Source organism: Escherichia sp. E2586 (genome assembly GCF_005781105.1).
Taxonomy (GTDB): domain Bacteria; phylum Pseudomonadota; class Gammaproteobacteria; order Enterobacterales; family Enterobacteriaceae; genus Escherichia.
In genome coordinates this window covers 1-20,027 of the sequence record NZ_VATN01000011.1, presented here as the reverse complement: position 1 = coordinate 20,027, position 20,027 = coordinate 1, and the positions used below count along the sequence as shown (strand labels likewise).

19 protein-coding genes and 1 tRNA gene are annotated in these 20,027 nt (G+C 52.4%); 6 read left to right on the top strand and 14 right to left on the bottom strand.

Annotated features, from left to right (window positions below; genetic code table 11):
* Positions 1 to 99: 99 nt before the first annotated feature.
* From rho to trxA, 3 genes are all read right to left on the bottom strand, one after another.
* Positions 100 to 1,359 (bottom strand): transcription termination factor Rho, encoded by a 1,260-nt coding sequence (gene rho, locus FEK50_RS13130; RefSeq protein WP_001054527.1) that lies wholly within the window; start codon positions 1,357 to 1,359, stop codon positions 100 to 102.
* A gap of 87 nt (positions 1,360 to 1,446) precedes the next feature.
* Entirely contained in the window at positions 1,447 to 1,545 is a 99-nt protein-coding gene (gene rhoL / locus FEK50_RS13125; protein ID WP_032145636.1) for a rho operon leader peptide RhoL, read from the bottom strand.
* Positions 1,546 to 1,684: 139 nt separating this feature from the next.
* Positions 1,685 to 2,014 (bottom strand): thioredoxin TrxA, encoded by a 330-nt coding sequence (gene trxA, locus FEK50_RS13120; RefSeq protein ID WP_064530526.1) that lies wholly within the window; start codon positions 2,012 to 2,014, stop codon positions 1,685 to 1,687.
* A gap of 130 nt (positions 2,015 to 2,144) precedes the next feature.
* Here trxA and rhlB point away from each other — a divergent pair, with 130 nt between their 5' ends.
* Both rhlB and gppA read left to right on the top strand, forming a co-directional pair.
* Positions 2,145 to 3,410, top strand: a complete 1,266-nt coding sequence (rhlB, locus tag FEK50_RS13115; protein WP_130209386.1) for an ATP-dependent RNA helicase RhlB — start codon at positions 2,145 to 2,147, stop codon at positions 3,408 to 3,410.
* Between the two features lie 135 nt (positions 3,411 to 3,545).
* Positions 3,546 to 5,030, top strand: coding sequence for a guanosine-5'-triphosphate,3'-diphosphate diphosphatase (gene gppA, locus FEK50_RS13110; RefSeq protein ID WP_131162286.1), 1,485 nt, complete (start codon positions 3,546 to 3,548; stop codon positions 5,028 to 5,030).
* 45 nt (positions 5,031 to 5,075) lie between these two features.
* Here gppA and rep read toward each other — a convergent pair whose 3' ends face one another.
* Entirely contained in the window at positions 5,076 to 7,097 is a 2,022-nt protein-coding gene (rep, locus tag FEK50_RS13105) for a DNA helicase Rep (protein WP_131162287.1), read from the bottom strand.
* A gap of 86 nt (positions 7,098 to 7,183) precedes the next feature.
* Between rep and ppiC the strand changes: the two genes are divergently transcribed.
* Positions 7,184 to 7,465 (top strand): peptidylprolyl isomerase PpiC, encoded by a 282-nt coding sequence (ppiC, locus tag FEK50_RS13100; protein ID WP_001140251.1) that lies wholly within the window; start codon positions 7,184 to 7,186, stop codon positions 7,463 to 7,465.
* 45 nt (positions 7,466 to 7,510) lie between these two features.
* On the opposite strand, the gene ilvC is transcribed toward ppiC, so the two are convergent.
* Positions 7,511 to 8,986 carry a ketol-acid reductoisomerase gene (ilvC, locus tag FEK50_RS13095; RefSeq protein ID WP_001296589.1) on the bottom strand — a complete coding sequence of 492 codons (1,476 nt, stop codon included), beginning with the start codon at positions 8,984 to 8,986 and terminating at the stop codon, positions 7,511 to 7,513.
* Positions 8,987 to 9,135: 149 nt separating this feature from the next.
* Here ilvC and ilvY point away from each other — a divergent pair, with 149 nt between their 5' ends.
* Positions 9,136 to 10,029, top strand: coding sequence for an HTH-type transcriptional activator IlvY (gene ilvY, locus FEK50_RS13090; RefSeq protein WP_131162288.1), 894 nt, complete (start codon positions 9,136 to 9,138; stop codon positions 10,027 to 10,029).
* 51 nt (positions 10,030 to 10,080) lie between these two features.
* Here ilvY and ilvA read toward each other — a convergent pair whose 3' ends face one another.
* From ilvA to ilvL, 7 genes are all read right to left on the bottom strand, one after another.
* Positions 10,081 to 11,625, bottom strand: a complete 1,545-nt coding sequence (gene ilvA, locus FEK50_RS13085) for a threonine ammonia-lyase, biosynthetic (RefSeq protein ID WP_044867235.1) — start codon at positions 11,623 to 11,625, stop codon at positions 10,081 to 10,083.
* A gap of 2 nt (positions 11,626 to 11,627) precedes the next feature.
* The gene (gene ilvD / locus FEK50_RS13080) at positions 11,628 to 13,478 is read right to left on the bottom strand and encodes a dihydroxy-acid dehydratase (RefSeq protein WP_131162289.1); all 1,851 of its coding nucleotides are present in this window, start codon (positions 13,476 to 13,478) and stop codon (positions 11,628 to 11,630) included.
* Positions 13,479 to 13,542: 64 nt separating this feature from the next.
* Positions 13,543 to 14,472, bottom strand: coding sequence for a branched-chain-amino-acid transaminase (gene ilvE, locus FEK50_RS13075; RefSeq protein WP_000208520.1), 930 nt, complete (start codon positions 14,470 to 14,472; stop codon positions 13,543 to 13,545).
* 19 nt (positions 14,473 to 14,491) lie between these two features.
* Complete coding sequence (gene ilvM / locus FEK50_RS13070) at positions 14,492 to 14,755, bottom strand: acetolactate synthase 2 small subunit (RefSeq protein ID WP_000983255.1); 264 nt, start codon at positions 14,753 to 14,755, stop codon at positions 14,492 to 14,494.
* On the bottom strand, positions 14,752 to 16,398 hold the full coding sequence (ilvG, locus tag FEK50_RS13065) for an acetolactate synthase 2 catalytic subunit (RefSeq protein WP_131162290.1): 1,647 nt from the start codon (positions 16,396 to 16,398) through the stop codon (positions 14,752 to 14,754). Before ilvG ends, ilvM begins: the two co-directional genes overlap by 4 nt.
* Positions 16,399 to 16,400: 2 nt before the next feature.
* On the bottom strand, positions 16,401 to 16,451 hold the full coding sequence (gene ilvX / locus FEK50_RS13060; RefSeq protein WP_001387183.1) for a peptide IlvX: 51 nt from the start codon (positions 16,449 to 16,451) through the stop codon (positions 16,401 to 16,403).
* Positions 16,452 to 16,537: 86 nt separating this feature from the next.
* Positions 16,538 to 16,636, bottom strand: coding sequence for an ilv operon leader peptide (gene ilvL, locus FEK50_RS13055; protein WP_001311244.1), 99 nt, complete (start codon positions 16,634 to 16,636; stop codon positions 16,538 to 16,540).
* A gap of 350 nt (positions 16,637 to 16,986) precedes the next feature.
* Here ilvL and FEK50_RS13050 point away from each other — a divergent pair, with 350 nt between their 5' ends.
* Positions 16,987 to 18,507 (top strand): YifB family Mg chelatase-like AAA ATPase, encoded by a 1,521-nt coding sequence (locus FEK50_RS13050; protein ID WP_130209372.1) that lies wholly within the window; start codon positions 16,987 to 16,989, stop codon positions 18,505 to 18,507.
* Positions 18,508 to 18,531: 24 nt separating this feature from the next.
* On the opposite strand, the gene maoP is transcribed toward FEK50_RS13050, so the two are convergent.
* On the bottom strand, positions 18,532 to 18,870 hold the full coding sequence (gene maoP, locus FEK50_RS13045; RefSeq protein WP_000841001.1) for a macrodomain Ori organization protein MaoP: 339 nt from the start codon (positions 18,868 to 18,870) through the stop codon (positions 18,532 to 18,534).
* A 118-nt stretch (positions 18,871 to 18,988) separates the two neighbouring features.
* On the opposite strand from maoP, the gene hdfR reads away from it, so the two are divergent.
* Entirely contained in the window at positions 18,989 to 19,828 is an 840-nt protein-coding gene (gene hdfR / locus FEK50_RS13040; RefSeq protein ID WP_131162291.1) for an HTH-type transcriptional regulator HdfR, read from the top strand.
* Between the two features lie 95 nt (positions 19,829 to 19,923).
* On the opposite strand, the gene FEK50_RS13035 is transcribed toward hdfR, so the two are convergent.
* Positions 19,924 to 19,999: transfer RNA gene (locus FEK50_RS13035), tRNA-Trp, on the bottom strand.
* Positions 20,000 to 20,027 lie beyond the last annotated feature (28 nt).

The window sequence follows — 20,027 nt, the reverse complement described above, 5'->3', positions numbered from 1 at the left end:
AAACCAGGAATTTTCACACCATCACAGGTATACCGCTAAGATTACAGATATAAAAGCAAAACGCCACGTAAACACGTGGCGTTTTGCTGTAACACTAACTTATGAGCGTTTCATCATCTCGAAGAAATCATCATTGGTCTTGGTCATCGCAAGCTTATTAATGAGGAATTCCATTGCGTCGATTTCGCCCATCGGGTGAATGATTTTGCGCAGGATCCACATTTTCTGCAGCTCTTCCTGAGTGGTAAGCAACTCTTCTTTACGAGTACCAGAACGGTTGTAGTCGATTGCCGGGAAGACGCGTTTTTCAGCGATTTTACGAGAGAGGTGCAGTTCCATGTTACCTGTACCTTTAAACTCTTCGTAGATAACTTCGTCCATTTTGGAGCCGGTATCGATTAGCGCCGTTGCAATGATGGTCAGGCTGCCGCCCTCTTCCACATTACGTGCTGCACCGAAGAAGCGTTTCGGACGATGCAGGGCGTTGGCGTCCACACCACCGGTCAACACTTTACCGGAAGCCGGTACGACGGTGTTGTAGGCACGAGCCAGACGAGTGATGGAGTCGAGCAGAATAATAACGTCTTTCTTATGCTCAACCAGGCGTTTTGCCTTCTCGATCACCATTTCCGCAACCTGAACGTGGCGAGATGCTGGTTCATCGAAGGTAGAAGCAACAACTTCACCTTTAACCAGACGCTGCATCTCGGTCACTTCTTCCGGACGTTCGTCAATCAGCAGAACCATCAGTACGCAGTCTGGATGGTTGTAAGCGATGCTCTGAGCAATGTTCTGCAGCAGCATGGTTTTACCCGCTTTTGGCGGTGCCACAATCAGACCACGTTGCCCACGACCGATAGGCGATGCCAGATCCAGTACGCGTGCGGTTAAATCTTCGGTAGAACCGTTACCACGCTCCATACGCAGACGAGAGTTTGCGTGCAGCGGCGTTAAGTTCTCAAAGAGGATTTTGTTACGGGCGTTTTCTGGTTTGTCGAAGTTAACTTCGTTAACCTTCAGCAGCGCAAAATAGCGTTCACCTTCTTTCGGCGGGCGAATCTTACCAGAGATGGTATCACCAGTGCGGAGGTTGAAACGGCGGATTTGGCTAGGAGAAACGTAGATGTCATCAGGGCCGGCGAGGTAGGAGCTGTCTGCGGAACGGAGGAAACCAAATCCATCCTGCAATATCTCCAGTACGCCATCACCAAAGATATCTTCGCCACTCTTTGCGTGCTGCTTCAGGATGGCAAAAATAATGTCCTGCTTACGCATACGAGCCAGGTTTTCCAGCCCCATATTTTCGCCGAGAGTGATCAGCTCAGAAACCGGCGTATTCTTTAATTCGGTAAGATTCATAGTGGTGTGAGTTCTTAAACTTGGGGTAAATCTCGAACTTAATGTTGTGAATGGTATGGCAGGATCATCCATGCCTGTTTACGGTCATCAACTCATGTCTTTTCGCTGTCTGGTCACAGGAGAGTACGCAGAACTGAAACGACAAGACGGATTGAGTGACGAGCCAGAAATCTGTTCACTTCGCATTTAAGAAAAACAGGAAGCGTTGGATATTACAAGATTCAAACTTAATAAGGTATGTTTAATACGAAGTCAACATTAAGTTAGCATGACTCACGCCGGGCGTCCAGTTTTTAGCGACGGGGCACCCGAACATGAAATTCCCTTACGCCAGGTTAGCGTCGAGGAACTCTTTCAACTGACCTTTAGACAGTGCGCCCACTTTGGTTGCGGCCAATTCGCCGTTTTTGAACAGCAGCAGAGTCGGGATACCACGGATGCCATATTTCGGCGCAGTGCCAGGGTTTTGATCGATGTTCAGTTTTGCAACGGTCAGTTTGCCCTGATATTCGTCAGCGATTTCATCCAGAATCGGGGCGATCATTTTGCACGGACCGCACCACTCTGCCCAGAAATCAACGAGGATCGCCCCGTCCGCTTTGAGTACATCCGTGTCAAAACTGTCGTCAGTCAGGTGAATAATTTTATCGCTCATATATAACTCCACAGGAATAAGCCTGGCGTGTTGGTTTCGTTGTTGGTGTAACATTAACCAACTAAAGGTTGACTTTATTTCACCGGATACGCTTTCGTAAAGCAATAGTAAGCTGATATTCTACCACACTATGAGCAAAACACATTTAACAGAACAGAAGTTTTCCGACTTCGCCCTGCATCCGAAAGTTGTAGAAGCCCTTGAAAAAAAAGGGTTTCATAACTGCACGCCCATTCAGGCACTGGCCCTTCCGCTAACGCTGGTGGGTCGTGACGTAGCCGGGCAGGCGCAAACCGGTACCGGAAAAACGATGGCGTTTCTTACGTCAACGTTTCATTATCTTCTCTCTCATCCTGCGATTGCCGATCGCAAGGTGAATCAACCGCGTGCCTTAATTATGGCACCGACGCGTGAACTTGCCGTGCAGATCCACGCCGATGCGGAGCCACTGGCGCAAGCTACTGGCCTGAAATTGGGTCTGGCTTACGGTGGCGACGGCTACGACAAACAGCTGAAAGTGCTGGAAAGCGGCGTTGACATTTTGATTGGCACTACGGGTCGTTTGATCGACTACGCCAAACAGAACCACATCAACCTCGGCGCCATTCAGGTAGTGGTGCTGGACGAAGCCGATCGTATGTACGATCTGGGCTTTATTAAAGATATCCGCTGGCTGTTCCGCCGTATGCCGCCTGCAAACCAGCGTCTCAACATGCTGTTCTCCGCCACGCTTTCGTACCGGGTACGTGAACTGGCGTTCGAGCAGATGAACAATGCCGAATATATTGAAGTGGAACCGGAACAGAAAACGGGCCACCGCATTAAAGAAGAACTTTTCTACCCTTCTAACGAAGAAAAGATGCGTTTATTACAAACGCTGATCGAAGAAGAGTGGCCAGACAGAGCGATTATTTTCGCCAACACCAAACATCGTTGTGAAGAGATCTGGGGTCACCTGGCGGCAGATGGTCATCGTGTTGGCCTGTTAACGGGTGATGTAGCGCAGAAAAAACGTCTGCGTATTCTTGATGAATTTACCCGTGGTGATTTGGATATTCTGGTTGCCACCGATGTTGCCGCGCGTGGCCTGCATATCCCGGCTGTGACGCACGTCTTTAACTACGATTTACCCGATGACTGTGAAGATTACGTTCACCGTATTGGTCGTACAGGTCGCGCTGGCGCAAGTGGTCATTCCATCAGCCTGGCATGTGAAGAGTATGCATTGAATTTGCCTGCTATTGAGACCTATATTGGTCACTCAATTCCGGTAAGCAAATACAATCCGGACGCATTGATGACCGATCTGCCAAAACCGCTGCGCCTCACGCGCCCGCGTACAGGCAATGGTCCGCGTCGTACTGGCGCTCCGCGTAATCGTCGTCGTTCAGGTTAAATAAAAAATGTCATACTCAAAATCATTCAAACTGTATCAAGATGGCAAGAGAATGAATCCCGACGAGCTTATTGTAGTAAGTGATTTGGGTGAAAGAACGCAGCCAACGCAGAGACAGATTGAAGGATGAAGAGTATGGGTTCCACCTCGTCGCTTTATGCCGCTATTGATCTCGGTTCGAATAGTTTTCATATGCTGGTTGTGCGCGAAGTGGCTGGCAGTATCCAGACGCTGACGCGAATTAAACGCAAAGTGCGTCTGGCTGCTGGCCTGAACAGCGAAAATGCCCTGTCTAATGAAGCAATGGAGCGCGGCTGGCAATGCCTGCGTCTGTTTGCTGAACGTTTGCAAGATATCCCTCCCTCGCAAATTCGCGTTGTCGCCACGGCGACGTTACGTCTTGCCGTCAATGCTGGTGATTTCATCGCTAAAGCGCAGGAAATCCTTGGCTGTCCGGTACAGGTCATTAGCGGTGAAGAGGAAGCACGCCTGATTTATCAGGGCGTTGCTCACACCACTGGCGGTGCCGATCAGCGCCTGGTGGTAGATATCGGCGGCGCCAGTACTGAACTGGTAACCGGCACCGGCGCACAAACGACGTCCTTGTTCAGCCTGTCTATGGGCTGCGTTACCTGGCTTGAGCGCTATTTTGCCGATCGTAATCTGGGGCAAGAAAACTTTGTCGCAGCCGAACAAGCCGCGCGCGAAGTGCTACGTCCAGTTGCCGATGAATTGCGCTATCACGGCTGGAAGGTGTGCGTTGGTGCTTCCGGCACCGTGCAGGCTTTGCAGGAAATCATGATGGCGCAGGGTATGGATGAACGCATTACCCTGGCGAAATTGCAGCAACTGAAACAGCGCGCTATTCACTGTGGCAGGCTGGAAGAGTTGGAAATCGAAGGGCTGACGCTGGAACGCGCGTTAGTATTCCCAAGTGGTCTGGCGATCCTGATAGCCATTTTTACCGAGCTGAATATCCAGTGTATGACGCTGGCCGGCGGCGCACTGCGTGAAGGCCTGGTTTACGGCATGTTACATCTGGCGGTCGAGCAGGATATTCGCAGCCGAACACTGCGTAATATTCAACGTCGCTTTATGATTGATACCGATCAAGCACAGCGTGTGGCTAAACTCGCCGCTAACTTGTTCGATCAGGTCGAAAATATCTGGCATCTTGAAGCGATTAGCCGCGATTTACTGGTCAGCGCCTGTCAGCTTCATGAAATTGGCCTTAGCGTTGATTTCAAACAAGCGCCGCAACATGCCGCTTATCTGGTGCGTAACCTGGATCTTCCCGGTTTTACCCCCGCGCAGAAAAAGCTGCTGGCGACGTTATTACTCAACCAGACGAATCCGGTCGATCTCTCATCGCTGCATCAGCAAAATGCCGTACCGCCGCGCGTCGCAGAACAACTCTGTCGTTTACTGCGCCTCGCCATCATTTTTGCCAGCCGTCGTCGTGATGATTTAGTACCAGATATTAAATTACAGGCCGATCATGAGCAGTTGACCTTAACGCTGCCACAAGGTTGGCTGACCCAGCATCCGCTGGGTACAGAGGTTATCGATCAGGAAAGCCAGTGGCAGAGCTATGTCCACTGGCCGCTGGAAGTGCATTAACGTGCAAGGTGCTGGATGCGATGCTCGCTTCTTATCCGGCCTTGATTATTTTCCTCGTTTTGCCGCCATCATCGCTTTCAGATTTGCCAGATGGCTTTGCCCTTTCTGCATCCGTTCTTCGGCGCTGACCACTTTACGCTCTTGTTCCCAAATCAGATCATCCTGCGGCAGCTCCAGCAGGAAGCGGCTTGGCTCCGGGCGCACCAGTTCGCCGTACTGACGGCGTTCTTTACACAGCGTAAAGGTTAATTCCTTCTGGGCGCGGGTGATGCCGACATAAGCCAGCCGCCGCTCCTCATCGATATTGTCTTCATCGATGCTGCTCTGGTGCGGCAAAAATCCTTCTTCCATACCGACCATGTAGACATAGGGAAACTCCAGCCCTTTCGACGCGTGCAGAGTCATCAGTTGCACCTGATCCAGTTCTTCCTCGCTTTCCCCCCGCTCCATCATGTCGCGCAGAGTAAAGCGCGTCACCACTTGGGTTAACGTCATCGGCTCATCCAGTTCGCTGCCTTCCAGCATCTCCGTCATCCAGCTAAATAACTGGTTAACGTTCTTCATTCGCATTTCGGCAGCTTTCGGACTGGGCGATGTTTCATACAGCCAGGATTCATAATCCATGCCGTGGATCAGATCACGCACCGCGGCAATCGGCTCCCGCTCCGCCAGACGCTGGATTTCTGCCAACCAGTGAGTGAAGCGGGTCAATGCTTCATAACCACGTCCGCTAAGCGTCTGACTCAGGCCCATATCAAAGCTGGCGGTAAACATGCTTTTATTGCGCGTCATCGCCCACTCACCCAGCTTTTTCAGCGTAGCCGGGCCAATCTCTCGCTTCGGCGTGTTAACGATACGCAGAAATGCGCTGTCATCGTCCGGGTTAGTCAGCACGCGCAGATAAGCCAGCAAATCCTTGATTTCAGGACGAGAGAAAAACGACGTACCACCGGATATTTTGTACGGGATGCGGTTTTGCATCAGGAATTTTTCAAACACCCGCGACTGATGGTTACCGCGATAAAGGATGGCGTAATCTTTGTACTGCGTTTTATTGACGAAGTGATGCGCAATCAGTTCACCGGTGACGCGCTCGGCTTCATGTTCCTCGTTATTCGCGCTTAAAACTTTTAGCTCCGCGCCGTAGCCCAGTTCGGAGAACAGACGCTTTTCAAAGACGTGCGGGTTATTGGCGATCAGAATATTCGCCGCTTTCAGAATACGCCCGGAAGAGCGGTAGTTCTGCTCGAGTTTAATCACCTTCAACGCCGGGAAATCCTGACTCAGCAGCACCAGGTTTTGCGGACGTGCGCCGCGCCAGGAGTAGATCGACTGGTCATCGTCACCCACCACGGTAAAGCGCGCGCGGCTGCCCACCAGCAGTTTCACCAGTTCATACTGGCTGGTGTTGGTGTCCTGATACTCATCCACCAGCAGGTAGCGAATTTTGTTCTGCCAGCGCTCGCGTACTTCTTCATTGCATTGCAGAAGTAACGTCGGCAATAAAATCAGATCGTCGAAGTCGAGAACATTGCACGCTTTCAGGTGCGCATCATACAGTCCATAACAATGGGCAAAAATTCGATCCCGCTCGCCCTTTGCCTCTGCCGCCGCCTGCGTCGGTGTTTTTAGATCGTTTTTCCAATTGGAGATGGTCGAAATTAGCTGTTGCAAGAGAACTTTGTCATCTTCGATCAGCCCTTCGGTCAACTCTTTAAGCAAAGCAAGCTGATCGGTATCGTCAAACAACGAGAAGTTTGCCTTCATCCCCAATGCTGCATACTCGCGTTTGATGATATCCAGCCCCAGCGTGTGGAAGGTGGAGATCATCAGCCCGCGCGCCTCTTTACGCCCCAGCGTCTGCCCGACACGCTCTTTCATCTCGCGCGCCGCCTTATTGGTAAAGGTCACCGCCGCGATATGTCGCGCCTGATAACCGCAACCGCGGATCAGATGGGCGATTTTATTGGTGATAACACGAGTTTTACCGGAACCCGCGCCCGCCAGCACCAGGCAAGGGCCGGTAACGAATTCGACAGCTTGTTGTTGGCCGGGGTTTAGACGCATAGGAAAATCGCTCAATGAAAGTCGGGAGGGGATAATAACAGCGTGGTAGTATAGCCAGCCTCATCCTTACCACTCAAGGCACGATCATGGCAAAAACAGCAGCAGCACTGCATATCCTTGTAAAAGAAGAAAAACTGGCTCTGGATCTTCTCGAGCAGATTAAGAACGGTGCCGATTTCGGCAAGCTGGCGAAGAAACACTCCATTTGCCCGTCAGGCAAACGCGGCGGTGATTTAGGTGAATTCCGCCAGGGTCAGATGGTTCCGGCGTTCGATAAAGTGGTTTTCTCTTGTCCGGTGTTGGAGCCGACTGGCCCGCTGCATACCCAGTTCGGTTACCACATCATTAAGGTGTTATACCGCAACTAACAGCAAGGCCTTCTCCAGGAGAAGGCCTTGAACTCTGAATCGCTATTAACCCGCAACAGCAATACGTTTCATATCCGTCATATAGCCGCGCAGTTTCTTACCTACCTGCTCAATCGCATGGCTGCGAATCGCTTCGTTCACATCACGCAACTGCGCGTTATCTACCGCACCTTCCGGAATAGCTTTACCCAGGTCGCCCGGTTGCAGCTCTGCCATAAACGGTTTCAGCAGCGGTACACAAGCGTAAGAGAACAGATAGTTACCGTACTCGGCGGTATCAGAGATAACCACGTTCATTTCGTACAGACGCTTACGGGCGATGGTGTTGGCAATCAGCGGCAGTTCGTGCAGTGATTCATAGTAAGCAGATTCTTCAATGATGCCGGAATCGACCATGGTTTCGAACGCCAGTTCAACGCCCGCTTTCACCATCGCGATCATCAGTACGCCTTTATCGAAGTACTCCTGCTCGCCGATTTTGCCTTCATACTGCGGCGCGGTTTCAAACGCGGTTTTGCCGGTTTCTTCACGCCAGGTCAGCAGTTTCTTATCGTCGTTGGCCCAGTCCGCCATCATGCCGGAGGAGAATTCGCCGGAGATGATGTCGTCCATATGTTTCTGGAACAGCGGTGCCATGATCTCTTTCAGTTGTTCTGACAGCGCGTAAGCACGCAGTTTCGCCGGGTTAGAGAGACGGTCCATCATCAGGGTGATGCCGCCCTGTTTCAGCGCTTCGGTGATGGTTTCCCAACCGAACTGAATCAGTTTTTCTGCGTATGCCGGATCGGTGCCTTCTTCCACCAGCTTGTCGAAGCACAGCAGAGAGCCAGCCTGCAACATACCGCACAGAATAGTTTGCTCGCCCATCAGGTCAGATTTCACTTCTGCAACGAAGGACGATTCCAGCACGCCCGCACGGTGACCACCGGTTGCTGCCGCCCAGGCTTTAGCGATCGCCATGCCTTCGCCTTTCGGATCATTTTCCGGGTGAACGGCGATCAGCGTCGGTACGCCGAACCCACGTTTGTACTCCTCACGTACTTCGGTGCCAGGGCATTTCGGCGCAACCATTACTACGGTGATGTCTTTACGGATCTGCTCGCCCACTTCGACGATGTTGAAACCGTGCGAGTAACCCAGCGCCGCGCCGTCTTTCATCAGCGGCTGTACGGAACGCACTACATCAGAGTGCTGCTTGTCTGGCGTCAGGTTAACCACCAGATCCGCCTGCGGGATCAGTTCTTCGTAAGTGCCAACTTTAAAACCGTTTTCGGTCGCTTTACGCCAGGATGCGCGCTTCTCGGCAATCGCTTCTTTACGCAGAGCGTAGGAGATATCGAGACCAGAATCACGCATGTTCAGGCCCTGGTTCAGACCCTGTGCGCCACAGCCGACGATGACCACTTTTTTACCCTGAAGGTAGCTCGCGCCGTCGGCGAATTCATCGCGCCCCATAAAGCGGCATTTGCCCAACTGTGCCAGCTGCTGGCGCAGATTCAGTGTATTGAAGTAGTTAGCCATGGTGATTCCTCGTGATGTTGTGCTTCTTATTGTTCGGTTCGCGTTTGCGAGATTGAATTCACTATATGACAGGAAATTTATTGCGGAAATTGATATATTCACAACGTCACATTGCAATTTTTGCAACGTCAACATTGAGGGCTGCGCCATTGGATTTACGCGATCTGAAAACCTTCCTGCATCTGGCGGAAAGCCGCCATTTTGGCCGCAGCGCGCGGGCGATGCACGTAAGCCCATCCACGCTCTCACGGCAGATTCAGCGCCTGGAAGAAGATCTTGGTCAGCCGCTGTTTGTGCGCGATAACCGCACGGTAACGCTGACGGAAGCGGGGGAAGAGCTGCGTGTTTTCGCCCAGCAAACGTTGTTGCAGTATCAGCAACTGCGCCACACCATCGATCAGCAAGGGCCGTCGCTCTCTGGAGAATTACATATCTTCTGCTCGGTGACCGCCGCTTACAGCCATCTTCCACCGATTCTCGACCGCTTCCGCGCGGAACATCCGTCAGTGGAGATTAAACTCACTACTGGTGATGCGGCAGATGCGATGGAAAAGGTGGTCACTGGCGAAGCGGATCTGGCAATTGCTGGTAAACCGGAAACCTTGCCCGGCGCAGTGGCGTTTTCGATGCTGGAGAATCTGACGGTGGTGCTGATCACGCCTGCCCTACCGTGCCCGGTGCGTAATCAGGTTTCGGTAGAGAAGCCGGACTGGTCTACAGTGCCGTTTATCATGGCCGATCAGGGACCGGTACGCCGCCGCATTGAACTGTGGTTTCGACGCAATAAAATCAGCAACCCGATGATTTACGCCACGGTTGGCGGACATGAAGCGATGGTATCGATGGTGGCGCTCGGCTGCGGCGTGGCCTTGTTGCCGGAAGTGGTGCTGGAAAACAGCCCGGAACCAGTGCGTAACCGCGTGATGATTTTAGAGCGCAGCGATGAGAAAACGCCGTTTGAGCTGGGCGTTTGCGCACAAAAAAAGCGGCTGCATGAGCCGCTGATTGAAGCGTTCTGGAAGATTTTGCCAAACCACAAATAACGTTGTCGCGTGGGTAGGCCTGATAAGCGAAGCGCCATCAGGCATTTTTCCCTAACCCGCCAAAAAGAACCTGAACGCCGGGTTATTGGTTTCGTCGTGGCAATCGTAGCCCAGCTCATTTAGCCGGGTTTCAAAATCCGGTTCATGGTCGCCAAGCTCAAACGCCGCCAGCACGCGTCCGTAGTCAGTACCATGACTGCGATAATGGAACAACGAAATGTTCCAGTGCGTACCCAGCGTGTTGAGGAAACGCAGCAGCGCGCCCGGTGATTCCGGGAATTCGAAGCTGTAGAGGCGTTCCTGCAACGGATGCGATGGACGCCCGCCAACCATATAGCGCACGTGAAGCTTCGCCATTTCGTCGTCGGAGAGATCAACCACGCTGTAGCCGCCATCGTTGAGCATCTGCAAAATTTCTTTGCGCTCTTCAAGGCCACGGCTCAGGCGCACGCCGACAAAGATGCAGGCGTTTTTGGCATCAGCAAAACGGTAGTTGAACTCGGTGACCGAGCGCCCGCCAAGCAGCTGGCAGAATTTGAGGAAACTGCCTTTTTCTTCCGGGATAGTCACCGCCAGCAACGCTTCACGCTGTTCGCCCAATTCGCAGCGTTCCGAGACGTAGCGTAGGCCGTGGAAATTGACGTTTGCCCCCGAAAGTACATGCGCCAGTCGTTCTCCGCGAATGTTGTGCTGGGCGATGTATTTTTTCATCCCCGCCAGCGCCAGCGCGCCAGACGGCTCCGCCACCGCGCGCACATCTTCGAACAGGTCTTTCATCGCCGCACAGATAGCATCGCTATCAACGGTAATGATGTCGTCGAGATACTCCTGGCACAAACGGAAGGTTTCATCGCCGATGCGTTTTACCGCAACACCTTCAGCAAACAGCCCTACGCGCGGCAAATCAACGGGATGACCTGCATCCAGCGCCGCTTTCAGGCAGGCGGAGTCTTCCGCTTCTACGGCGATCACTTTGATTTGCGGCATCAGCTGTTTGATCAGCACTGCCACACCCGCCGCCAGGCCGCCGCCGCCGACCGGTACAAATACGCGATCAAGATGGGCATCCTGCTGGAGCAGTTCCAGCGCCAGCGTGCCTTGCCCGGCGATCACCATCGGATGATCGAACGGCGGTACCCAGGTGAAGCCCTGCTGCTGCGACAGTTCAATTGCTTTGGCTTTCGCTTCATCGAAGTTTGCGCCGTGAAGCAGCACTTCGCCACCGAAGCCGCGCACCGCATCAACTTTGATGTCAGCGGTGGCGGTTGGCATGACGATCAGCGCCTTCACGCCTAACCGTGCGGAAGAAAACGCCACGCCCTGCGCGTGGTTACCCGCCGAGGCGGTGATCACGCCATGCGCTTTCTGTTCTTCCGTCAGGCCCGCCATCATGGCGTATGCGCCGCGCAGCTTGAAGCTGTGCACTGGCTGGCGGTCTTCGCGCTTCACCAGAATCACGTTATCAAGACGCGACGACAGTTTTTCCATTTTTTGTAGCGGCGTGACCTGCGCCGCTTCGTAAACCGGTGCGCGTAGCACCGCTCTTAAATATTCGGCACCTTCCGGAGCACCGGAGAGAGGTTGTGAGTCAGCCATCATTAACCCCCCAGTTTCGATTTATCGCGCACCGCACCTTTGTCGGCGCTGGTTGCCAGGCTGGCGTAGGCGCGCAGGGCAAAGGAAACCTGGCGTTCACGGTTTTTCGGTGTCCAGGCCTGGTCGCCACGGGCTTCCTGCGCTTCACGACGCGCGGCAATTTCCTGGTCGCTCAGTTGCAACTGAATGCCGCGATTCGGAATGTCGATTTCGATCAGGTCGCCATCTTCAATGATCGCGATATTGCCCCCGCTTGCCGCTTCCGGTGAAACGTGGCCGATGGAGAGGCCGGAAGTCCCGCCGGAGAAACGGCCATCGGTGATCAGCGCGCAGGCTTTGCCGAGGCCCATCGATTTCAGGAAGGTGGTCGGATAGAGCATTTCCTGCATGCCAGGGCCGCCTTTCGGACCTTCGTAGCGGATCACCACGACATCACCCGCGACGACTTTACCGCCGAGGATAGCTTCTACCGCATCGTCCTGGCTTTCGTACACTTTCGCCGGGCCGGTGAATTTGAGGATGCTGTCATCGACGCCCGCAGTTTTAACGATGCAGCCGTTTTCTGCGAAATTACCGTAGAGCACCGCCAGACCACCGTCTTTGCTGTAGGCGTGTTCCAGCGAGCGGATACAGCCGTTTGCGCGATCGTCATCGAGAGAATCCCAACGGCAATCCTGCGAGAATGCCTGTGTAGTACGAATGCCAGCAGGGCCTGCGCGGAACATATTTTTTACCGCGTCATCCTGGGTCAGCATAACGTCGTATTGTTCCAGCGTTTGCGGCAACGTCAGGCCAAGTACGTTTTTTACATCATGGTTCAGTAATCCCGCGCGATCCAGTTCACCGAGAATACCGATAACACCACCAGCCCGGTGAACATCTTCCATATGGTATTTCTGGGTGCTCGGCGCAACTTTACACAGCTGCGGAACCTTTCGGGAAAGTTTATCGATATCACTCATGGTGAAGTCGATTTCCGCTTCCTGCGCCGCCGCCAGCAGGTGAAGTACCGTGTTGGTAGAACCGCCCATTGCGATATCCAGCGTCATGGCGTTTTCAAACGCCGCCTTACTGGCGATATTACGCGGCAGTGCACTTTCGTCGTTTTGCTCGTAGTAACGTTTGGTCAATTCAACAATGCGTTTACCGGCATTGAGGAACAGCTGCTTACGGTCGGCGTGAGTTGCCAGCAGCGAGCCATTACCCGGCTGCGACAGGCCCAGCGCTTCGGTCAGGCAATTCATCGAGTTAGCGGTGAACATCCCGGAGCAGGAACCGCAGGTTGGGCAAGCGGAACGTTCAACCTGATCGCTCTGGGAGTCAGAAACTTTCGGGTCTGCCCCCTGGATCATCGCATCAACCAGATCGAGCTTGATGATCTGATCGGACAGTTTGGTTTTCCCGGCCTCCATCGGGCCGCCGGAAACGAAGATCACCGGAATGTTTAATCGCAGGGAAGCCATCAGCATCCCCGGGGTGATTTTGTCGCAGTTAGAGATGCAGACCATGGCGTCGGCGCAATGGGCGTTGACCATATACTCAACGGAATCAGCGATCAGTTCGCGAGATGGCAGTGAATAAAGCATCCCCCCGTGGCCCATGGCAATCCCATCATCCACCGCAATGGTGTTGAACTCTTTGGCAACACCGCCAGCCGCTTCAATTTGTTCGGCGACCAGTTTACCGAGATCGCGCAGATGGACGTGACCCGGTACAAATTGGGTGAACGAGTTCACAACCGCGATAATCGGCTTACCGAAATCGGCGTCGGTCATTCCGGTGGCGCGCCACAGCGCACGAGCACCCGCCATATTACGACCATGAGTGGTGGTGGCGGAACGGTACTTAGGCATACTTTATTTACTCCCAGTGTCTGTCTCGTAAATGGGACGGTGCGTGCCGTCCCATTTTTTGTATTTATTGATTAACTTGATCCAACCAGCCCCATTTATCTTCGGTTTCGCCAGTGAAGAGGCCGAAGAAGGCTTGCTGAATGCGTTTGGTAACCGGGCCGCAACGGCCTTCGCCAACCTGAATCCCGTCTACGCTGCGCACTGGCGTGATTTCTGCCGCCGTACCGGACATAAACACTTCATCCGCCAGGTACAGTGATTCGCGCGACAGCACCTGCTCACGCACTTCAATTCCCAGCTCTTTCGCCAGTTTGATGATGGCGTCACGGGTGATACCCGGCAGCGCGGAAGAGGTAAACGGTGGGGTGAACAGCACACCGTCTTTCACTTCAAACAGGTTTTCGCCTGCGCCTTCAGAGATATAACCGTTCACATCCAGCGCGATACCTTCCTGATAACCGTGGCGGCGCGCTTCGCTACCCACCAGCAGGGAAGAGAGGTAGTTACCACCGGCTTTTGCCGCGGTTGGGATGGTGTTTGGTGCTGCGCGGTTCCAGGAGGAAACCATCGCATCGATCCCCTGCTCCAGCGCTTCTGCCCCCAGATACGCTCCCCACGGGAAAGCGGCGATAATCACGTCGGTTGAGTATCCCGCAGGCGGGTTTACGCCCATGCCAACATCACCGACGAAGATCAGCGGACGGATATAGGCGCTGGTGAGATTGTTTTTGCGGATCACGTCACGACAAGCTTCCATCAGCTCATCAATGCTCTGCGAAACCGGGAAGCGATAGATTTTGGCGGAGTCATGCAGACGCTGCATATGCTCACGATGGCGGAATACAACCGGTCCTTTGTGCGAGTCGTAGCAACGGATGCCTTCAAAAACCGAGGTGCCATAGTGCAGCGCGTGCGACATCACATGCACCTTCGCGTCTTCCCAGCGAACCATCTCCCCATTGAACCAAATGTAATCAGCTTTCTTCGTGGTCATTTTTATATTCCTTTTGCGCTCAGGCGCGGATTTGTTGTGATGTGGTTGTGCTCTGGCAGATGGCAACGTGTGCGACGTCCACCAGTTTATTTAACTGACTAAACAGTAAGTCGACCGACCGTGGGCTGGCAACGGTCAATTCGATATTTATATTTTGTGCATCGCTGGCGGCGGCCATATTCATTGAGCAGACGTGGAAACCACGATGACGCACCACGCGTAAAACACGTTCTAAGGTTTCCGGATTGAAGCGAGCCGATACATTGACCTGATGTTGCATCATGATAATTTCTCCAACATTTCTGAATTACTGGCACCAGGCGGCACCAGCGGCCAGACGTTCTCAAGTTCGTCGATTGAGACATGAAGCAGGTATGGCCCATCACTGTTAAGCATGGTGTCGAGTGCCGCTTCAACCTGGTCTTTACGGGTGATGTGTTGGCCAGGGATGCCGAAGGCGCTGGCTAACATGAGGAAATCGGGGTTATCGGTAAGGGTGGTTTCGCTGTATCGTTCCTGGAAAAACAGTTGCTGCCATTGTCGAACCATCCCTAACCGTTGGTTATCGAGTAAGACGATTTTCAACGGTAACTGCTTGCGTTTTACGGTGCCCAGCTCTTGCACATTCATCATGAAAGAGCCGTCACCGGAGATACAGACAACGGTATCGTTCGGTCGTGCGACTTGCGCGCCAACCGCTGCTGGTAAACCGAATCCCATAGTGCCTAAGCCGCTGGAGGTGATGAAATTTTCCGGGCGAGTATGGGCGATGTGCTGCGCAGCCCACATCTGGTGCTGCCCCACATCTGTGGTCACGACGCAATCCGCAGGTTTACGATCCGACAGTTGTTTTAACAACAACGGCGCGTAGATAGCGTCACCAGGATGGTCATAACGCCAGGCATGTTCATCACGCAGCTGCGCGCAGTATTGCTGCCAGTCATTGATATTTAACGTGTGCTGTAATGCTGGTAACAGAGCATTTAAATCACCCTGTAATGCCACATGTGCCTGACGCAGCTTGTTCATTTCTGCCGGGTCGATATCCATATGGATAACGCTGGCGTGTGGCGCGAAAGTGTTCAGCTTGCCGGTCACCCGGTCATCAAAACGTGCACCCACGGCGATCAGTAAATCACATTCCTGCACCGCGAAGTTCGCCGCTTTGGTGCCGTGCATTCCCAGCATTCCCAGATAGTACGGATAATCCGCTTCAACTGCGCCCAACCCTTTCAGCGTACAGGTGGCAGGCATTTTTGTGGCAGCGAGAAATTCACGCAAAACCGGAACCGCCTGTGCCATGCCCACGCCACCGCCAACGTACAGCATCGGTTTTTGCGCTTTTGCCAGCATCTGGCGCGCTTGCTCGACTTCGGCATGTGGGAAAGTCACTTCGTTTTCAACAGTGGTGAACCACGGTTCCAGGTCACCGCTGGCTAACTGGATATCTTTTGGGATATCGACCAGAACTGGACCTGGACGACCTGAGCTGGCAACGTCGAATGCTTCAGCCATGATGCGCGGCAACTCTTCCAGCGACTGCACCAGAAAGCTGTGCTTGGTACAGGCTAATGACAATCCCAGTACATCCACTTCCTGAAATGCATCGGTGCCGATGAACGGTGCAGACACCTGACCGGTGATGGCAACAACAGGGATGGAATCTAACAGTGCGTCCGCAAGCCCGGTTATCAGGTTGGTTGCGCCCGGACCAGACGTGGCGATACATACGCCAGTTTTACCGGTAGCACGGGCATAACCGATAGCCGCCATTGCCGCGCCCTGTTCATGTCGGCACAGCAAGTGCTCCACGCCGCCGTCATACAATGCATCGTAAACCGGCATAATTGCGCCACCCGGATAACCGAAAACGGTGTTCACACCCTGTGCCCGCAACGCATGTACCACCCACTGTGCGCCATTCATAGTTAGTTCCCCGTCCTGAATCTTGAGAAACAGAATTTTGTGCTGTTATTCATTGTCTGCTCCTCGGTTATGTTTTTAAGGTCAAAAAAAACCCCCGGACCTTTCGGTGCGGGGGTCTTAGTTCGTTAAGGCTTGATCTTTAAGCCTTTCCTCGTCCAAGTGCAGCCCCGCACGGTGGGATAATAATCACCACCACGCTAATCACGACCAGGCTAATCACTCGTAGAAGGGCTGTCATTTTGTCTTTTCTTGCATCTTGTTCGAAGGAATGCCTAAAGAGTTACCATAGATTTTGCGAATAGCACAAGATATTTTTTAATCATATTTTGTTGGATTCCCAATCATTTCGATAAAAATCATTGTTTTTTATATAAAAAAAGGTGAGTGAAAAAAATTCAATTCCCGTATATTTCTTACCCTCACCCAGAGGCTAAGTTTTTTACTTCTCAATTTTGCGAGAGTCATTCCATCACTCATACAACTCAGTTCACGTTGCATAAATAAACGGGAATCAGCCGCTAATTAACGCAATCTGGCAGACTACAGCAGCGATCTCTTATGCACATAATAGTGGCTCAAGGAGGGCTTATGTCACTGTCAATTGTTCATACTCGTGCAGCTCTGGGAGTAAACGCACCCCCGATCACTGTTGAGGTACATATAAGTAAAGGTCTACCAGGATTAACGATGGTGGGCTTACCAGAAACAACGGTAAAAGAAGCACGCGATCGCGTGCGCAGCGCCATTATCAATAGCGGATATGAATATCCGGCGAAAAAAATCACCATTAACCTTGCACCAGCCGACCTGCCGAAAGAAGGAGGGCGATATGATTTACCTATTGCTATTGCTTTGCTGGCAGCCTCTGAACAGCTTACAGCCAATAAGTTGCATGAATATGAATTAGTCGGGGAACTGGCGCTTACAGGCGCTCTGCGCGGCGTTCCTGGCGCAATCTCCAGTGCAACTGAAGCCATTAAGTCAGGCAGAAAAATTATCGTCGCGAAAGATAACGAAGATGAAGTGGGGCTAATTAACGGTGAAGGATGCCTGATAGCCGATCATCTGCAGGCTGTCTGTGCGTTTCTCGAAGGTAAGCATGCTCTCGAACGCCCGTCACCAACTGATGTTGTATCCCGGATATTACAACATGATCTCAGTGATGTTGTCGGTCAGGAGCAAGGTAAGCGAGGGCTGGAAATTACCGCCGCAGGGGGCCACAACCTTTTACTGATTGGACCACCAGGAACAGGTAAAACAATGCTCGCCAGCCGTATTAATGGCTTATTGCCAGATTTAAGTAATGAAGAAGCTCTGGAGAGTGCCGCAATATTAAGCCTGGTGAATGCCGAGTCAGTGCAAAAACAATGGCGGCAGCGCCCGTTCCGCTCACCGCATCACAGTGCGTCGTTAACTGCGATGGTGGGCGGTGGTGCAATTCCAGGGCCAGGTGAAATTTCGCTGGCGCATAACGGCGTGCTTTTTCTTGATGAGCTACCTGAATTTGAACGGCGTACACTGGATGCCTTGCGAGAGCCGATTGAGTCCGGGCAGATCCATCTTTCACGCACGCGAGCAAAAATAACCTATCCAGCCCGTTTCCAGCTTGTCGCGGCGATGAACCCCAGCCCTACCGGACATTATCAGGGAAACCATAACCGCTGCACACCAGAACAAACATTACGTTATCTCAACCGACTCTCTGGTCCCTTTCTTGACCGCTTTGACCTTTCACTGGAGATCCCATTACCGCCCCCCGGCATTTTGAGTAAAGCGGTAGTGCCAGGAGAAAGCAGCGCCACCGTTAAACAACGTGTAATGGCCGCCAGAGAGCGCCAATTCAAGCGGCAGAATAAACTGAATGCCTGGCTGGATAGCCCGGAAATACGGCAATTCTGCAAGCTTGAGAGCGCAGATGCGCAGTGGCTGGAAGAAACGCTGATCCATCTGGGGTTATCGATTCGTGCCTGGCAGCGATTACTGAAAGTAGCACGAACCATTGCTGATATTGATCAGTCTGACATCATCACACGCCAGCATTTGCAGGAGGCGGTTAGCTATCGTGCGATTGACCGCTTGCTCATCCATTTGCAAAAACTGCTGACATAAAAAAAGGGCATTTCGCCCTTTTTATTAATCGTCGGAATCGGTGTAGTCTTCAGCACCTTCGACCTGCGGTTTACCGCCGGAAAGGGTATGAAAACGTTTTGGACGTTTAATACGCGTCATATACTTGGACCACACGCGTTCTGCTTCTGTCACTGGCTCACGTTCGCCACGGCATACTGCTACGAAGAGTTTCTCTTCCTCGGTAACCGGCTCGCGCTTGCCGAGATCCAGCTCATTGAAGGCATAACCATGACGCTCAAGCAGTTGTGCCTCTTTGATGGTGAAATCACCATGACGAGAGAATCCACGTGGATAATGTTTATTGTCGAAATATCGATTAGTCGTCGTAAAGCTTTCCGCCATCCTGCACGCTCCTAATTCTTTGACCGAGCTAGTTATGGCGCGGAGTATTAGTTACGCTTGACAGAGTGTAAAACAAAACATTTAAATCATAACGACAAATAATTTTGCGGAGAGCACTGTGGATACGGAATTGTTAAAAACTTTCCTGGAAGTTAGCCGAACGCGTCACTTTGGTCGAGCGGCTGAATCGCTCTATCTGACCCAATCAGCCGTGAGCTTTCGAATCAGACAACTGGAAAATCAACTAGGTGTGAATCTTTTCACCCGCCATAGAAACAATATCCGTTTAACCGCTGCCGGAGAAAAGCTTCTGCCTTATGCAGAAACGCTCATGAGCACCTGGCAGGCCGCCCGCAAGGAGGTGGCGCATACCTCACGACATAATGAGTTTTCTATCGGTGCCAGCGCCTCGCTGTGGGAGTGTATGCTTAATCAGTGGCTGGGGCGCTTGTATCAGAATCAGGATGCCCACACAGGCTTGCAATTTGAAGCGCGGATTGCTCAACGACAGTCTCTGGTAAAACAGCTACATGAACGTCAACTTGATCTTCTTATTACCACTGAAGCGCCCAAAATGGACGAATTTAGTAGCCAGTTGTTGGGATATTTCACTTTAGCGCTCTATGCCAGCGCCCCCTCTAAGTTAAAGGGTGATCTTAACTATCTGCGTCTGGAATGGGGGCCGGATTTTCAACAGCATGAGACAGGTTTGATCGGTGCTGATGAAGTTCCAATCCTGACAACCAGTTCTGCTGAACTGGCACAACAACAGATTGAAATGCTTAATGGCTGCACCTGGCTACCGGTAAGTTGGGCGCGCAAAAAAGGCGGTTTGCATACTGTTGTCGACAGTACAACACTTTCACGGCCGCTCTATGCCATATGGCTGCAAAATAGCGACAAACACGCGCTGATTCGAGATCTATTGAAAATTAACGTACTAGATGAAGTGTATTAATCTGAATGGCTGGCAAGGACGCCGGTGGAAGGATTTACTTCGGAGAGGCTTATTTTAGATAAAAAAAATCCTTAGCTTTCGCTAAGGATGATTTCTGGCAGGGGCGGAGAGACTCGAACTCCCAACACCCGGTTTTGGAGACCGGTGCTCTACCAATTGAACTACGCCCCTAATTAGGGTGGCGGAACGGACGGGACTC

What these genes read in the sequence shown, in the direction of transcription:
- rhlB (WP_130209386.1), top strand. Translation starts at nt 2,145, where the DNA reads ATGAGCAAAACACATTTAACAGAACAGAAGTTTTCCGACTTCGCCCTG.
- ilvL (WP_001311244.1), bottom strand. Translation starts at nt 16,636, where the DNA reads ATGACAGCCCTTCTACGAGTGATTAGCCTGGTCGTGATTAGCGTGGTG.
- ilvD (WP_131162289.1), bottom strand. Translation starts at nt 13,478, where the DNA reads ATGCCTAAGTACCGTTCCGCCACCACCACTCATGGTCGTAATATGGCG.
- ilvE (WP_000208520.1), bottom strand. Translation starts at nt 14,472, where the DNA reads ATGACCACGAAGAAAGCTGATTACATTTGGTTCAATGGGGAGATGGTT.
- ilvM (WP_000983255.1), bottom strand. Translation starts at nt 14,755, where the DNA reads ATGATGCAACATCAGGTCAATGTATCGGCTCGCTTCAATCCGGAAACC.
- ilvG (WP_131162290.1), bottom strand. Translation starts at nt 16,398, where the DNA reads ATGAATGGCGCACAGTGGGTGGTACATGCGTTGCGGGCACAGGGTGTG.
- rhoL (WP_032145636.1), bottom strand. Translation starts at nt 1,545, where the DNA reads ATGCGAAGTGAACAGATTTCTGGCTCGTCACTCAATCCGTCTTGTCGT.
- trxA (WP_064530526.1), bottom strand. Translation starts at nt 2,014, where the DNA reads ATGAGCGATAAAATTATTCACCTGACTGACGACAGTTTTGACACGGAT.
- rho (WP_001054527.1), bottom strand. Translation starts at nt 1,359, where the DNA reads ATGAATCTTACCGAATTAAAGAATACGCCGGTTTCTGAGCTGATCACT.
- ilvA (WP_044867235.1), bottom strand. Translation starts at nt 11,625, where the DNA reads ATGGCTGACTCACAACCTCTCTCCGGTGCTCCGGAAGGTGCCGAATAT.
- maoP (WP_000841001.1), bottom strand. Translation starts at nt 18,870, where the DNA reads ATGGCGGAAAGCTTTACGACGACTAATCGATATTTCGACAATAAACAT.
- ilvC (WP_001296589.1), bottom strand. Translation starts at nt 8,986, where the DNA reads ATGGCTAACTACTTCAATACACTGAATCTGCGCCAGCAGCTGGCACAG.
- ppiC (WP_001140251.1), top strand. Translation starts at nt 7,184, where the DNA reads ATGGCAAAAACAGCAGCAGCACTGCATATCCTTGTAAAAGAAGAAAAA.
- FEK50_RS13050 (WP_130209372.1), top strand. Translation starts at nt 16,987, where the DNA reads ATGTCACTGTCAATTGTTCATACTCGTGCAGCTCTGGGAGTAAACGCA.
- gppA (WP_131162286.1), top strand. Translation starts at nt 3,546, where the DNA reads ATGGGTTCCACCTCGTCGCTTTATGCCGCTATTGATCTCGGTTCGAAT.
- rep (WP_131162287.1), bottom strand. Translation starts at nt 7,097, where the DNA reads ATGCGTCTAAACCCCGGCCAACAACAAGCTGTCGAATTCGTTACCGGC.